The sequence below is a fragment of the Nocardiopsis metallicus genome, from assembly GCF_014201115.1.
GTDB lineage: Bacteria > Actinomycetota > Actinomycetes > Streptosporangiales > Streptosporangiaceae > Nocardiopsis > Nocardiopsis metallicus.
The window spans coordinates 825,538-839,899 of record NZ_JACHDO010000001.1 but is presented as its reverse complement, the minus strand read 5'-3'; the positions used below and the strand labels follow the sequence as shown (position 1 = coordinate 839,899).

The following is a 14,362-nucleotide window of genomic DNA, read 5'->3' as shown; positions in this document are numbered from 1 at the left end:
ACGGCCAGGGCAGGGGTGGGTTCGGAGCCCGCCCCGGCAGGCCACTAACCCGGTCCCGTGCCGACGGCGACCGGACAGGGCAGCGGAGCCGTCGAGGGCGACCAGTTCACCGGCGCGCCGTCCGAGCGCCTAGGCGCAGTCGAACAGGTCGTCGTCCAGCGGCACGGAGGATCGCTGTCCATCACCGGGGCGACGATCCCCTGCGGGGACGACGACGCGCCACGAGGCACTGTTCCGTGCGCTACGCCTCGGGTCCCCTGCCCTTGGCTGCGTGTCCGGCTTCAACGCCTCTGGCACTGCCGGAAGCGCTCACCGGTCCTTGAAGTACCGGAACAGATGGTCCTCCCGCACCAGGGCCAGGGCCAGGGCCGCACCGGCCAGGCACCCCGGTACCGTGGCCAGGAGCCCCGGCCCGACCACCACCAGGACCTCACCGGGTTCGCCCGGGTGTCCCAGGTGGGAGGCGAGGACGAGCGCGCATCCGGCCAGCACCAGTCCTGCCGCTGACCACGCGCCGGTCTCCAGGAGGGTCGTCGCCAGCTGGGATCGGCGGGACTGCCCCACGTGCAGGGCGCTCGCGAACTCCAGCCGGCGCAGCCGGACCGCGACGAAGCCCAGAAGCAGCCCCGCAAGGACAGTCGAGGGGGCGGCGAAGCGCGTGATGCGGCCGTCGAATCCGGCGGCGCCGTCGAAGGTCTCGCCGAGGCTCGCGTTGAGCTGGCCGGTCGTGAGTGCCGTGTCCTCCGGGGAGTCGGCCGCCACGGCGAAGAGCAGGAGCTCCTGTGTACTCTCCGAGGTCGGCCATACCCGGGCCCAGCACTCGTCGAAGGGTTCGGTGTCCGCTGAGGGGACCAGGGCCGCGTAACCGGGGCGTACGTCCCGGCCGTCGTCGGGGTAGGGGAAGGTTCCCGCGATTGTGAGCGTCCCCTCCGCTGTGCTGAGGTTCTGGCCGGGGACGGCCTCCAGTGTCCGTGCGGTCTCCTCGGAGAGCCACACGCCCTCCGCCGTCACCGCGTCCACTCCGAGGACGTCCGCGAACCCCGGGGTCACCGTGTAGGCCGGGAGAGGGTTGTCGGGCATCGCGTCCAACCGGAGCGCGGGGTGTTCACGCAACGCGCCCGCGCCGCCCACCCCTTCCACACCGGCGAGTGCGTCGCAGGACGCGCCGGTCACACCCGATTCGGCGCTGAGTACCCGCACGGAGGCCCCCGAGGCCACGAACTCGGCGGCACGCTGTTCCAGTGCGACGATGTTGCGGGCGTCCGCTACCGCCAGCGCCCCGCACACGGCAGCCAGGCCCAGAGCGAACACCGCGGCGCGGCTGGTGCCGGTGGCGAGGTTGCGCCAGGCCTCGGACAGGATCGCGGACGGCCTCACCCGTAGTCTCCCAAGTCGACGATGCGGGTACACGCTCTTCGGGTGCCCGGGTCGTGGGTGGCCACGACCACGATGGCGCCTTGCGCGGCCACCCGGCCGAGTGTGGTGTTAACGCTCCGGGCGGTGCGCAGGTCGAGTTGCGCGGTGGGCTCGTCGACCAGGATCAGGTCCGGATCCGAGCACAGTGCGCGGGCCAGCATCAGCCGTTGGGCCTCACCGCCGGACAGCTCGCGGTAGGGGCGCGAGGCGAGCCCGCCCAGGTGGAAGTCGGTCATGGTGGCCAGGGCCCGTTCCTGCGCGCCCTCGCGGTCGTAGCCGCGGGCCAGGAGCGGCAGGACGACGTGGTCCAGCGCCGTGCGTCCCGGGACGCCATGCGGGTTCTGGAAGATCCAGCCCGTGCGTTCCACTCCCTCGAAGCGCACGGTGCCCTCCACGGGCGGGGTCCATCCGGCGAGGACGGACATCAGGGTGGACTTTCCGCATCCGGAGGGGCCGCACAGCCCGGTGACCTCCCCCGGCCGCAGGTCCAGGTCCAGGCCTGAGTAGAGCCAGGGCGTCCCGGGGAACCGGTGGGCGAGGCCTGTGGCGAGTACCCGGGCTCCACCGGTCACGATCGGGTGCCCTGACAGGTCCCCGCCTGCGCTCCCTTGAGGTCCACGCGGCCGGGCAGTGTCGTCGGGTCCCCGCCTCCGGCCGGGACGACCAGGGCCGAGCCGATGGTGGAGCCGACGATGTCGACCGCGTGGGTTCGTCCTTCGGACACCAGGCATCCGGTGCCTTCACTGCCTCCGGAGACCGCTCCGGGAGGGACTCTGAGGACCTCCACGGGTTCGGCGAGGGCGAGGCTGCCCATGGCCCGGGTGCCTTCTCCGTCACGGGCGGCGCGGGCCTCCGCGGTGTCGGACAGCTCCCGGAGGAAGTCCGGGTCGTCGCCGCGTCCGTCCGCGTCGAACGGGCCGGTGACCCCGCCGACCGTCAGCACGCGTGCGCCGTCCACGCGCGCGGTGGGCGGGGAGGTGACGGTCACCTCCGCCAAGGTGCCGGGGACCGTCGCGAAGGAGGATCCCGGGCCCACTGTCGTGCCGATCGGCGCGTGGCACTCCCCCACGGCGACCTCCGCGGCGGGTATCCACAAGGTGCCCGCCAACGGCATCCGGCCGTCCGGGCGGGGCAGCCCGCCGTCCCGTTGGAAGGCGCGCACGGCGGTGGCGGTTCCTTCGCCGTAGGTTCCGTCCTCGGCCGTGTCGTGGCCGAGCCGGGCGAGCTCGCTCTGTAGCGCGGCCACGTCCGGACCGCGAGCGCCCGGTGCCAGGTCGCGGTAGGGGGGAGCCGAGGTCGCCAGGGCCAGGACCGGTTCGCCGTCGATTTCGGCGACGGCCTCACCGGAGGCCAGTGAGGCTCCTGCGGAGCATTCGGTGGACGTGACCCTGCCGCCGCGGCCCAGCTCCAGGTCGAGGTCGGGGCCTGTCACCAGGTCCACCTCCACGCTGCGCTCGTCGGAAAAGCGTTCCACGGACGAGGGAGCGGAGTCCGCGCTCTGCCCGGGTGAGAGGTTGGCGGGCGGTTCCGCGGGGCGAAGCAGGAAGCCCGTGGTGCCTGCGGCAGCAACCAGCACCAGGACCGTCAACGAAGCGCCTCCGCTCAGGTGGAACCGCATTCTTCCCCTTCTCACTTGTGCGCGGAGATCGCGAAGCCGGAACTGTAGAAGCAGTCGTCCACGGCCTCGTCCGCGAGGTCGAAGGGGGCGCTGCGCATGCCGTCCTCCATGTCGCGGTCGAAGTCGGACGTGGAGTAGTCGGCCTGCGCGTACCCCTGCTCGTAGAGGCACTGGATGACCGCGGCCCTGGGGTCCGCCAGCAGGTGCGGGTTGCCGACCTGCAGGGCGTACATCGACTCGATCCGCATGATGGTCCCGTCGGCGCACTCGGCGTTGGCGTCCATGGCCGCGGCCGTGGAGTCCTCACTGTCACCGGCTCCGGTCTCCACGAGCCGGTAGAGACCGCTGGGCATCTTTCGGTACGTCTCCTGGAGGCCGGCGGCCTCGGCGCATTCCTGGTACCGGTCGAAGGCCTCTTCGTAGTCCTGTCGGGTCAGGCCACCGTTGGCTATGGCGCGGTCGAGGGTTTCGCGCTCGAAGTCGGTGGTGGAACGTTCCCTTGCCTCCTCGAGGAGTTCGGTGCGGGTCTCGTCCATGGTTCCGGCCGCCCGTGCGGCCTCGGTCAGCCCTTCCTGCGGCTCCGTTGCTCCGCAGCCGACCAACACGAAAACCGTGAGTAGGGCGCTGGCTCCGGCTTTCCTGCGCATGGGGTTTCCTTCCGGGGGCCGCGGCTGCCTGAGGGCGGTTCCCCGGGGCAGCCGCGGCGGAGGGGTCAGCGGAACGAGTAGTCCGCGTAGCGGGGGGTCGCTCCGCGGCTGCTGGAGGCGTAGGCGACGGTGCTCGTCCGATGCCAACCGGTGGATTCGGAAGCGCTCCCATGATAGGCCCAGGAACGGCCTTCAGCTGCGCAACCGCCGGTGGACGTACTGGCTCTGGCATAAGAGACGGTGACGTCCCGGGTACCGCGGACGCACGCCTGGGCGGGGTCCGCCGCGGCCAGGTCCACGAGGCCGAAGGAGGCCGCTGCGGTCAGGGCGAACAGCCCGGCCAGGACCGGCCGACGCGACTTTCTCCGTAAGGAGACTTCTTGCGATCCGGTCATTGTCATCACTCTTCCGCTGGGGGGGGTGATTCGGAACCGTTTCTACACGGCTGAGGATCTCGGAGTCAACTCGTTGAAGCAACACCACAACCCGGCCCAGGACTTCCCGGAAGCGCGGCTGCACCCTCCAACTGAAAGCCCGCATGCATACGAATAAAGCCGCAGGTCTTCGTCATGATCGAACGCATTTTTCAACAGCATGAGCACTGCGGCACCTCAGGGCACGACCGAAAAACCCAGCTGGTCAACAGCGTTTTCCGAGGCCGCACAGGAGACCCGGACCTGCCACCATCGGATTTTGACGAACGGGCTGATCATCGAAAAAGGGAAGCCACCGGTTCGACCTGGGGACATAGGAGTTCACCACCCCCAGGTGAGCACGCAGGCCACCGAGCCGGAGGACGGGAACCCCTACTGGCGCGAAGGAAACTGCCCAGCGACCCTCCGTCGACAGAGGCACTTGGAGACCCAGCGGTTGACTCCGCAGCACAGCTCCATTCCATTCACCCGGAGGATGACGCGCCCCGATCGACGAGTCAAGCCAAAGCCCCCGACTCTCTCCTCCTGCGCGAGTGGTCACGATCTTCTCGTATTCATCGAGGGCAAGAATCCGTCGTTCTCACATGAACAACCCCTGATGGACTTGACCTGCGTTTTTGATACGACGCCATGACACCACCCCTCCTCTGCACCGAAACCACCCCGAACACTGGTACACCCATAGCGATACAGAAAAACGATAAGCACAACCGCGCTTATCTGACGGGGGACCTTGGCCTCATCGAAAATGTCCTTCGACTGGAGAAGATCGAATACCGAGGCGACGGGTGTACCCGTGTCGCCGGAGCAGGCCGGGCAGGGTGCTGGGGAAGACAGGAGAACGGGGACAGAACGCACGGGGAAGGTCCACAGTCGCCGGCGCCCCTGGGTACTGGCCGGAGCGGTGCGGCCGGTGATCCCCGCCCCAGCTGAGCCCTTTACCGCAACTGACGTCGCTATTTCAACCCCCAGGCACACCACAGGTTCGTGTGGTTTACCCCACTGTCCACCATTTCCCCTGGTGTCCCCTCGGCGCGAGGATAACCGGTGTGTTCGACCGCCTGACCGGCGGCGACGATCCCACCGACACGGCACACCCCCATGCCGCCGGACGACCGCACCGGGACTCTCAGACAGAGCCGTCCCCCGCCCAGAGCCCGGCAGGCGCTGCCCCGACCCCCGAGGAGTCCCATGGCCCTGGGAATCATAGGCATCATCACGTCCTTGCTCCTGCTCATCACCCTCGCCTACCGCGGTGTCCCCGTCATCCTCGCCGCTCCCCTGGCCTCGGTGGTCGCGGTGGTCTTCTCCGGGGCCCCGATCCTGGCCTCCTACACCGAGATCTTCATGCCGGCGATGGCCGCCTTCGTCGGCAGCTGGTTCCCGGTGTTCCTGTTCGGTGCGATCTTCGGCGTCCTGATGACCGTCACCGGCTACGCGGAGAGCATCGCCCGCACGGTGACGAAGCTGGTGGGCTCGCGGAGCGCGATCGCGGCGACGATCGTCACCTCGGCCCTGATGACCTACGGAGGCATCAGCCTCTTCGTCGTGGCCTTCGTGATGTATCCGCTGGCCCGCGAGCTGTTCCGGGTCGCCGACATCCCCCGCCGGCTTATCCCCGCGACCATCGCGCTGGGCATCTTCACCTTCACGATGACCGCGCTGCCCGGCAGCCCGCAGGTGCAGAACATCATCCCGGGACAGTTCTTCGGCACCGGTTCGTTCGCCGCCCCGGGCATCGGACTGCTGGGCGGCGCCCTCATCTTCGGCCTCGGCCTGCTGTGGCTCGAGTACCGGCGCACCGCGCTGATCCGCAAGGGTGAGAGCTTCGACAGCGCCGAGAGCGCGCGCTCGGCCAACGGGTCCACCGATGCCGGTACCGGGGACCAGCAGGTCAACACGCTCGAACCGGCGAACCGCCTCGTCCCCTTCCTACCGCTGCTCACGGTCTTCGCCGTGAACTTCGCGTGCACCCTGCTCATCTTCCCGGCCCTCGACTGGTCCTACCTCGCGGAGGAGAAGTTCGGCGGGGTCGCCTTCGAGCAGCGCATGGGTCTGTGGGCCGTGCTGTTGGGGATCATCGCGGCGATCCTCGTCCTGGTCGCCCTCAACTTCCGTAACTTCGCCACGTTGTGGGCCGGGTCCGTCGACGGCGCCAAGCGGTCCATGTTCCCGATCTTCAGCACCGCCTCCGAGGTGGGCTACGGCGCGGTCGTCGCCTCGGTCGCCGCCTTCGCCGTCGTGCGCGACTCGGTGTTCGGCCTCGGCCTCGGCGCTCTGTGGACCTCGGTCTTCTCCGTGTCCATCACCGCAGGTCTCACCGGCTCCTCCTCGGGCGGTATGACGATCGCGCTCAACGCCCTCGGCGAGGACCTGCGGGCCATGGCCGAGCAGGAGGGTGTCGCCACGGAGGCGATGCACCGGCTCACTGCCATGGCCGCGGGCGGGCTCGACACGCTGCCGCACTCCGGTGCCGTGGTCACCCTGCTCATCGTCTGCGGGCTCACCCACCGGCAGTCCTACAAGGACCTCGGTGTCGTGACCCTGGCCATCCCGGTCCTCGTGGTCATCGCACTCGTGAGCCTGGTCTCCGTCGTCGGGTCGTTCTGAGCGGCGTGCGGCTGTGGAACCGGCACTGGCACCCGCCGGTGTCCGGGGCGGTGCGGACCTGGTCCGTACCGCCCCTTTCCCGTGCTCACAGCTTCGGTGCGGGCCGCCTCAGCAGGCCGCCCCTCCTCGCGGGTACCCGGTAGGGCTCAGCGCGCGTTCGCAGACCCGCAGCACTTCTTGTACTTGCGGCCCGACGCGCACCAGCACCGCTGGTTGCGTTCGGGCGGCCAGGGGCACAGCCGCGGGTCGTCGGGCGCGAGGGTGTGGCTCCGCTCAGCGCGGAGTTCGCGGTCCGAGGGGTCCCCGCCCCTCTCGCGTGCGAACTCCCGCATCTCCTCGACCGAGAACAGCACCGTGTACCAGTCCAGGTCCGGGTCCTCACGCGAGGACTCGCGCATCACCCGCTCCCCCGCCCGGAAGTACGCGTCCGCGCCCTCGGCCGCCGACTCCCCGTCCAGCAGTCCGCTCTCCACCGCCAAGGCGAAGTCCTCCCTGGAGCAGAGGACCTGACGCCCCTGCTGGCGTGCGGGCTGAACCGGGTGAGGTCCCAGCCCGGCCGTCCGCCTCGGCGCTCCCCTGCTGGAGTAGGGACTTCAGCTTCTCCGAAGCCGCGTACTGGCGGTCATCGATCTCCGGTGCGTGGGCCATCAGCGCGTCGAGAACCCGCACCGCCCGTTCCGGGTGTTCGACGGCCCCGGACGTGCTGGCCTCTTCCAGGAGGATCTCACCCGCCGATTCCGGGTACCGGCCCAGTTCTTCGAGGACGTGCTCCGGCAGCCCGATCGGTGTCACAGCGGCCACCAGGCCCCACCTGTCGGGTCCACCTGGTGGTCGGGGGACAGAGTGTTGTGCGCCATGCCGAAACGGTAGCCAAGGTTCGCCCGTACTCGGGCACGAATCGGCTTACCAGCCCGGTCGTCCGGGAGTTCTTCGGCGGATGCTCGCGTGCCCTTCCCGATCGGACCTTCCCGCGTCCGCCGTCCGGTTCCGGACAGATGCTTGGCGGCGTGATACCCGAAGCTGGTTGAGCCTTGCGCCGCCGTGTGGCCAGACTTGAAGGATCCGGACCCGGTCAGGGGGCGTCATGCGCGGGGTTGTGGTGGGGGCAGCGGCAGCGGCACTCGTGGCGTGCGGCTGCGGGGTGGTGGAGGTCGGGCCCGGCTCCGCCTCTGAGAGGCCCGAAGAAACCGCGCAGGACGACGAAGGGCCGGGGGCAGCCCGACGAGGGGCCGGTGGAGTTCACGGTCAAGCTGACCGCGATGGATCCCTTCGTGCTGGCCTGGGAGTGCGACCGCAGGTACCTCTGAGTCCAAGGCCCCCGCTGGAAGCTGACGGACGGTTCGGACCGGACCCTGGACGCCGGAGAGGTCGACGCCTCACAGCTCTGCCGACCTGGGCTACCCGGCAACCGTCCTGCCTGCTCGCTCTTGTGAAGCGCCCCGGTGCGGCGCCGGCCGCTCCGCCGGTGACATGCCATTGATGGCGCGATACCCCCTTTTGGGCAGTGCCGGGCACCAGACTGTACTCCGTTGACCTGGCCCGTTCGCGGAGGGTGCCGGTGTGTACGCACCCCGTCCGAACGGGTATTGCGAGCCGACACGGCGCGACCGTGAACGGGGCCGGGAACGGCAACGGGATCGAAGTCAGCGTCGGCGGGGGCCGCCCTCGCCTGCCGGGACGACCGGCCGCCGCGTCCGGCCCCGCGCGCCGCGGGCCCCATCGGCGAAAGGACCGGAGGTAAAGGATGAGCGACATCGGCCGACCCTGGGAGACCGACATGCTGCGCGCGGTGTTCGACAGCGTGGGCGCGGGGATGCTCGTGCTCGACTCCTCGGGCCTCATCACCGCCTCCAACCCCTACGCGCGGCAGATCGTCGACCGCCCCGGTGAGCAGTTGCTGGGTGCGGACATGCACGACCTGCTGCACCGCGACGAGGACGGGAACGAGATCGCGCGCCGGGAGTGCCCCATCATGGGCGTGCTCGACAGCGGTGAGCACTCCGAGGGGAGCGAGGAGTTCTACCTCCGGGGGGACGGCACGCTCGTACCCATCATCTGGGCGGCCTCCCCGCTCCAGCACGGGGGCGCCTTCGAGGGCGCCGTCGTGGTCTTCCACGACTTCAAGAAGCACCGGGACGCCAACGAGCAGACCGCCGCGCACCTGGCGGCCCTGGAGGAGCTCACCACCCGGCTGAGCATGGTGGCGGAGGTCTCCACGCTGCTCATCTCCTCCCTGCACATCGGTGAGACGCTGGACGGGCTGGTCCGGCTGCTGGTGCCGGAACTCGGCGACTGGGCGGTGGTCGACCTGCTCCCCGAGGACGGGACGGAGGGGGACCTGAAGCGTGTCGCCGTGCACTCCCGCGGTGACCGCGGCGGCGCGGAGTCGTTGAAGGGTCCGCTGCCGCCGCTGCCGCATGCCTCTCGTGCGGCGCTGGCCCGTGCCCTGTACAACAACGAACCCGTGCTGCTCGACGCGAGCGCCCAGGACGGCGAGCCGGACGAACCGATCGCCCGCGCACACCGGCAACTGTTCGAGCACTTGGGGGAGGGCTCCGCGATGGTGGTGCCGCTGTACACGCGCCGACAGGTGTTCGGCGCGCTGACGGTGGCCCGCCGCGGGCAGCAGACCTCCTACACCGACGCCGAGATCATGGTGCTGACCGACATCGCACGGCGCGCCGGTCTGGTGATCGAGAGCACCCGGCTCTTCGAGCAGCGCCTCGACATGGCCGAGACCCTGCAGCGCCAGCTCCTGACCCCGCTGCCGCAGGTCGACCACCTGTGGTTCGCGGCCCGCTACCAGCCCGCGCAGCAGGCCTCCGAGGTCGGCGGGGACTGGTACGACGCCTTCCTCCTCGCTGACGGCGTCACGACCATGGTCATCGGGGACGTGGTGGGCCACGACCTCCAGGCCGCCGCGCACATGGCCGAGGTCCGCAACATGCTGCGGGCACTGGCCTGGGACCGCCAGGAGCCCCCGAGCGAGATCATGCGGCGGTTGGACGGGGTGATGACCCACACCAGCGACGCTCCGATGGCGACCGTCGTCTTCGCCCGCATCGAGGGCCCCGACGGCGGTCCCTGGCACCTGCACTGGGTCAACGCCGGGCATCCTCCGCCGCTGCTCGTCACGGCCGGCGGCGAGGCCCGCTACCTGGAGGACGGGCACGGCCCCCTGCTCGGTATGAACTCCGCCCTGCACCTGGGCCTGGAGTGGCCCGACGCCCGGGAGGAGCTGCCCGAGCGGTCCACCCTGCTGTTCTACACCGACGGTCTGGTCGAGAGCCGTGACCGGCACCTGGACACGGGGTTGGAGGAGCTGCGCCGCCACGCCGCTGACCTGGTCGAACACGAGTTGGAGGACTTCCTGGACGGGCTCCTGGCCCGTATCGACCCCAAGGGGGACGACGTCGCCCTGCTCGCCCTGCGCATCCCGCCGGCGGGCGCGGGCGCGGACGAGGACCCGGCGGCGCCCCAGCGCGCGCACAGCCCCGCCGTGCCCGAGCGCGGCGCTCCCGGTTCCCGGGTGGAGGGCTCTCCGGTGCGGGACACCTCCGACCCGGTGTAGCGCCCCGGCGGGGCGGCTCCGTCGATCTCTTCAGCCCCTGACGCGTGTGCGGGGGCGGAACCGGCCGCGAGCACAGGGGCGTTCCCGGTTCAATGGACCCATGCCCTCCTACACGCGTGAAGACCTCGTCCACATGGCCGGTGCGAAGTCCTACCACCGGGGCGTCGACTACGTCTCCCAGGTGAGCGGGGTGACCTTCGACGGCAGGACGGTGCGCGGCACCGTCGCCGGTACGCACACCTACTTGGTGGAGCTGACCCCCACTCGCCGGGGGATGGAGTGGGACTGCGACTGCCCGTGGGCCGAGGAGGGCAACTTCTGCAAGCACTGCGTGGCCCTGGGATTGGTGTACCTGTACGACTCCGAGCACGCGGTCGAAGTACCGACGGCCCCGGGCCTGCGCTGCTACCTGAGCTCGCTCGGTACCGATGAGCTCGTGGACCTGGTCCTGGCGGCGGCCGACGACGATCCCGGGTTCCGGCGGCGGCTGGAGACGAGCGCGGAACTGGCGGGCGGACTCCCCGGGGGTGCCGGAGCGCGCGCCCGGGTGGAGCGGGCCCTGCGCATCGACGGCTTCGTGGAGTACCGGCAGGCGCGGGAGTACGCGGGGACGGTCCACCGGGTGGTCGGGGAGCTGGAAGGCCTCCTGGAACGGGGGGAGGCGGCTGCGGCCGAGGAGCTGGCGCGGCACGCGATCACGGCCCTGAGCGGGCAGGCGGGCATGGTCGACGACTCGGCCGGACACGTGGGCGGAGCGGCGGCCGAGCTGGTGGAGGTGCACGTGGAGGCCTGCGCGGCCGCGCGGCCGGACGCCTCGGAACTGACGGGATGGCTGCTCGGACTACAGGTGAAGGGGTCGGGTCTTCCGGAGCTGCTGTTGGATCACTACGCGGAGGCTCTGGGCGAGGCGGGCCTGGAGGCCTACGGTGAGCGACTCTTCGCGGACGGTTTCTCCGCGAGCGAGTGGACGATGCGCTTCCTGAGGTCGGAGTACGCCCGGCTCACCGGCGACACCGACCTCCTAGTGCGGGTGTACGGCCAGGGTGAGCGCGTGTACTACGCGGGGATCGTCGAGGCCCTGCAGGGGGCGGGTCGGGCCGAGGAGGCCCTTGAGTGGGCCTTCAAGGGGCTGCGCGAACCGGGGAGGCCGGATCAGCGGCTCCTCGACCACCTCACACGCGCCCTGAGGGAGCAGGGCCGCGCGGAGGAGCTCCAGGCGGTGCGCTGGGAGGCCTTCGAGCGTTCCCCCGGGCTCACCGCCTACCGGGCCCTGCGCGAGGACACCCCGCAGAGCGGTTGGCCCGCGGTGCGGGAGCAGGCCCTGACGCTGCTGCGCCGCGCCGCGGCTCGGCGGCCCGGCCCCCACTTCCCCTGCCCGCTGGTGGAGGTGCTGCTGGACGAGGGCGACGGGGAGCAGGTGTGGGCGGCGGCCGCCGAGCACGGTTGCGACGCGGGCCAATGGCTGCGGGTGGCCGCCCTGCGGGAGGAGACACACCCCGAGGACGCGATCGGGGTGTACGCGCCGATGGTGCAGACGAAGCTCCGGCCGGCCAGTACCGGCCTGTACCCGAAGGCCGCCGAACTGGCCCGGCGGGTGTACGACCTGTACGGACGTTCGGGCCGAGAAGACCAGGCCCGGTCGTTCCTGGTGGAGTTGCGGACCGAACACCGGCGCAAGCGGCGTTTCCTGGCCGAACTCGACCGGGTGGGGCTGGGCGGGTGAGCTCCGGCGGTCACGGTTTCCCTCACAGGTGCCACTCACGGGTGCCCCTCCTCGGCCGAAGCGCTGCGAGACGGCCTGCAAAGCGGTAGGAGTGGTACCCGTACAAGAACGGGTAACGAGGAACAGTGATGACCCAGAAGTCTCCCGAGAACCGGGTGTACCGGTTGAGGATCGTGTTGGAGGGGACCGAGCCGCCGGTGTGGCGGCTGGTGGAGGTGCCCGCCGATCTCAGGCTGAGCCACCTGCACCTGGTCATCCAGGTCGTGATGGACTGGGAGCATGCGCACCCGCACGCCTTCGAGTTCGGTAAGCGGCGCTACAGCGAGGCAGACGGGTCCGGCACCGGTGACCTGGACGAGTTCGAGGCCAGCATCGGTGAGGTGCTGAGCCGCGAGGGGTCCAGGGGTGTCTACACCTATGACTTCGGGGACGACTGGCGGCACCTGATCGTGGTGGAGGCGACCGGGGAGGCCGAACCCGACACGTTCTATCCGCGGGTGCTGGACGGTCACGGCGGCGGGCCGCCGGAGGACTGCGGCGGCGTGTACGCGTTCGAGCAGCTGCGCCGTTTGCGCGACCACCCCGAGGAGCTCGGGCGCGGCGACCACAGTGTCGCCGAAGAACAGCTCATGTGGGTGGAATCGCTCGAACCCGACGAGCTGGACCTGGAGCTGATCCAGGACGGGCTGCGGGAGATGTTCGGCGGAACGGCTCCGGGCGAGGAGGACGAGGAACCGTCCCCGGCCCGGCCGGTGGCCCTGCCGCCGGAGGAGGAGCTGGCCGCCGCGGCCCTGCAGACCTCTCCCCTGCGCGAACTGCTGGCGCTGGCCCGGTGGGTCTCGCCCGACAACAAGCTGACCGGGACCGGGGTGCCCCGGCCCGACGACGTCCGTGCGGCGGTCGGGGAGCTCGACCTGTGGCCGCACGCCTCCGAGGCGGAGGCCGAGGAGCGTGCTGAGCGGGTGCGGAAGTTGCGTTCCGCCAGGGGTCTACCGGAGTTCCTGGACCTTTGGGACAGTGCCGTGGATCTGGGGCTGGTCGAGGTCAGGTCCGGAAGGGCGTACACCTGCGCCGAGCTCCTGGGGTCGGGGCCGGACCCGGGCAGGGTTCTGGAGTGGTGGACGGAACTGTTCGAACCCACCGTCGAAGGGTCCTTCGGGGTCGGCGGGAGTAGTTCGGGCGGGGCCGACCACCTCTTCAGCGACCTCGAACTGATCTACCTGGCCCTGCGTATGCTCTATGAGGCCCCCGACGAGTTCGAGGCCGACCTGGCCGAACTGGTGCGCACGATGGCGGCAGCTGTCGAAGGGGACTTCGGGGAGCTCGACGTCGCCGGGGCCCCTGCCGCTGCTGAGGATTTCGGGGACACCGGAGCCGCGGCGGACCACGCCGCCGAATACGACAGTGTCCTGGGCGAGTTCACCCTTCCGCCGCTGTACCGGATGATGCACGAGGCCGCGGAGGCCGGCGCTGTGCGGTTGGTCGACGCCACCTCCGCCGAGGTTCGCGAGGCGGTGCTGGAACAGAACCCGTTCGGACTGAGCGGCCAAAGCGACCAGCCGGGCCCGGCCATCGACTGCTTGGCCGTGCTCACCCCGTTGGGCCGCTATGGGGTACGCCAGATCCTGCTCCGTTCCGCTGTCCCCGCTCCGCTCACCGAGGAGGTGGCCGCTGCAGACGCCGCCGAACTCCTCGACCTGCTGAGCACGACTCCTCCGGAACTGCACTCGACCGTGACCGTCCCCTGGCTGGCCGCGCGCACACCGCAGGAGGCGGTGCGGGAGATCGCCGAAGCCGCCGCGGACCCCACCGAATTCGGGCCCCTGCGCCGCGTCCTCGGTTCCGGTGTTCTGGGCTCGGCCGGGGAGGAGGTCGTACCGGAGCTGCGCGCCCTACTGGGTTCGGACCGGCGCACGGTGACCGCTCTGGCCGCCGGTGCGCTGCTTTCGCGTCCGGAACTCCCGGAGGAGGAGGCCGAGGCGCTCAACGACGAGTACGGCCTCTGGCTGGCGGTCGACCGGATGTCGGGACCGCTGGAGCTGGGTGAGGAGGGCTTCGTCGACCTGCTCGGGCTGGCCACCGAGGAGGGGTCGGGGGCGATCGGGCAGTTGCTGGCCGATCGCGCCGATCAGCTGTGGAAGGTCGACCACCCGGCGACCACCGAGGTCCTGGAGGCGCTGGGTCGGCTGCACCCCGACAAGAAGGCGGCGAAGACGGCCCGGCGTGCCGCGCACAAGGCCCGTAGCCAGGGGTGATGACGGGGTTCAGGGGGTTTCCCCGCCCCGGTGAGGTCAGGTGTGCTCCGTGCCGCCGGGACCGCGCCTGAGCCGTTCGTACATCGGG

The 14,362-nt window shown here is 70.5% G+C and carries 10 protein-coding genes; 4 read left to right on the top strand and 6 right to left on the bottom strand.

Annotated elements, in window-relative coordinates:
* Positions 1 to 309: 309 nt before the first annotated feature.
* The 5 genes from HNR07_RS03610 to HNR07_RS03590 all read right to left on the bottom strand — a co-directional run bounded on the left by HNR07_RS03610 (position 310) and on the right by HNR07_RS03590 (position 4,076).
* On the bottom strand, positions 310 to 1,377 hold the full coding sequence (locus tag HNR07_RS03610; protein ID WP_184361882.1) for a hypothetical protein: 1,068 nt from the start codon (positions 1,375 to 1,377) through the stop codon (positions 310 to 312).
* On the bottom strand, positions 1,374 to 1,988 hold the full coding sequence (locus tag HNR07_RS03605; protein ID WP_312893569.1) for an ATP-binding cassette domain-containing protein: 615 nt from the start codon (positions 1,986 to 1,988) through the stop codon (positions 1,374 to 1,376). Before HNR07_RS03605 ends, HNR07_RS03610 begins: the two co-directional genes overlap by 4 nt.
* A complete protein-coding gene (locus tag HNR07_RS03600; RefSeq protein ID WP_184361879.1) occupies positions 1,985 to 3,034 on the bottom strand; it encodes a peptidoglycan-binding domain-containing protein in 1,050 nt (349 codons plus the stop codon). Before HNR07_RS03600 ends, HNR07_RS03605 begins: the two co-directional genes overlap by 4 nt.
* Positions 3,035 to 3,045: 11 nt before the next feature.
* Positions 3,046 to 3,681 carry a hypothetical protein gene (locus HNR07_RS03595; protein WP_184361876.1) on the bottom strand — a complete coding sequence of 212 codons (636 nt, stop codon included), beginning with the start codon at positions 3,679 to 3,681 and terminating at the stop codon, positions 3,046 to 3,048.
* 65 nt (positions 3,682 to 3,746) lie between these two features.
* Positions 3,747 to 4,076, bottom strand: a complete 330-nt coding sequence (locus tag HNR07_RS03590) for a hypothetical protein (protein ID WP_184361873.1) — start codon at positions 4,074 to 4,076, stop codon at positions 3,747 to 3,749.
* A 1,230-nt stretch (positions 4,077 to 5,306) separates the two neighbouring features.
* Here HNR07_RS03590 and HNR07_RS03585 point away from each other — a divergent pair.
* Positions 5,307 to 6,725 carry a GntP family permease gene (locus HNR07_RS03585; RefSeq protein ID WP_184361870.1) on the top strand — a complete coding sequence of 473 codons (1,419 nt, stop codon included), beginning with the start codon at positions 5,307 to 5,309 and terminating at the stop codon, positions 6,723 to 6,725.
* Between the two features lie 146 nt (positions 6,726 to 6,871).
* Here the strand turns inward: HNR07_RS03585 and HNR07_RS03580 are convergent, their stop codons facing one another.
* Positions 6,872 to 7,198, bottom strand: a complete 327-nt coding sequence (locus tag HNR07_RS03580; protein ID WP_312894057.1) for an SEC-C metal-binding domain-containing protein — start codon at positions 7,196 to 7,198, stop codon at positions 6,872 to 6,874.
* 1,271 nt (positions 7,199 to 8,469) lie between these two features.
* Between HNR07_RS03580 and HNR07_RS03575 the strand changes: the two genes are divergently transcribed.
* From HNR07_RS03575 to HNR07_RS03565, 3 genes are all read left to right on the top strand, one after another.
* Positions 8,470 to 10,296 carry a SpoIIE family protein phosphatase gene (locus HNR07_RS03575; RefSeq protein WP_184361867.1) on the top strand — a complete coding sequence of 609 codons (1,827 nt, stop codon included), beginning with the start codon at positions 8,470 to 8,472 and terminating at the stop codon, positions 10,294 to 10,296.
* Positions 10,297 to 10,396: 100 nt separating this feature from the next.
* On the top strand, positions 10,397 to 12,019 hold the full coding sequence (locus HNR07_RS03570; RefSeq protein ID WP_184361864.1) for an SWIM zinc finger family protein: 1,623 nt from the start codon (positions 10,397 to 10,399) through the stop codon (positions 12,017 to 12,019).
* Positions 12,020 to 12,147: 128 nt separating this feature from the next.
* Entirely contained in the window at positions 12,148 to 14,274 is a 2,127-nt protein-coding gene (locus HNR07_RS03565) for a plasmid pRiA4b ORF-3 family protein (RefSeq protein ID WP_184361861.1), read from the top strand.
* The last annotated feature ends 88 nt before the right edge of the window (positions 14,275 to 14,362 follow it).

What these genes read in the sequence shown, in the direction of transcription:
- HNR07_RS03600 (WP_184361879.1), bottom strand. Translation starts at nt 3,034, where the DNA reads ATGCGGTTCCACCTGAGCGGAGGCGCTTCGTTGACGGTCCTGGTGCTG.
- HNR07_RS03595 (WP_184361876.1), bottom strand. Translation starts at nt 3,681, where the DNA reads ATGCGCAGGAAAGCCGGAGCCAGCGCCCTACTCACGGTTTTCGTGTTG.
- HNR07_RS03590 (WP_184361873.1), bottom strand. Translation starts at nt 4,076, where the DNA reads ATGACCGGATCGCAAGAAGTCTCCTTACGGAGAAAGTCGCGTCGGCCG.
- HNR07_RS03585 (WP_184361870.1), top strand. Translation starts at nt 5,307, where the DNA reads ATGGCCCTGGGAATCATAGGCATCATCACGTCCTTGCTCCTGCTCATC.
- HNR07_RS03575 (WP_184361867.1), top strand. Translation starts at nt 8,470, where the DNA reads ATGAGCGACATCGGCCGACCCTGGGAGACCGACATGCTGCGCGCGGTG.
- HNR07_RS03570 (WP_184361864.1), top strand. Translation starts at nt 10,397, where the DNA reads ATGCCCTCCTACACGCGTGAAGACCTCGTCCACATGGCCGGTGCGAAG.
- HNR07_RS03565 (WP_184361861.1), top strand. Translation starts at nt 12,148, where the DNA reads ATGACCCAGAAGTCTCCCGAGAACCGGGTGTACCGGTTGAGGATCGTG.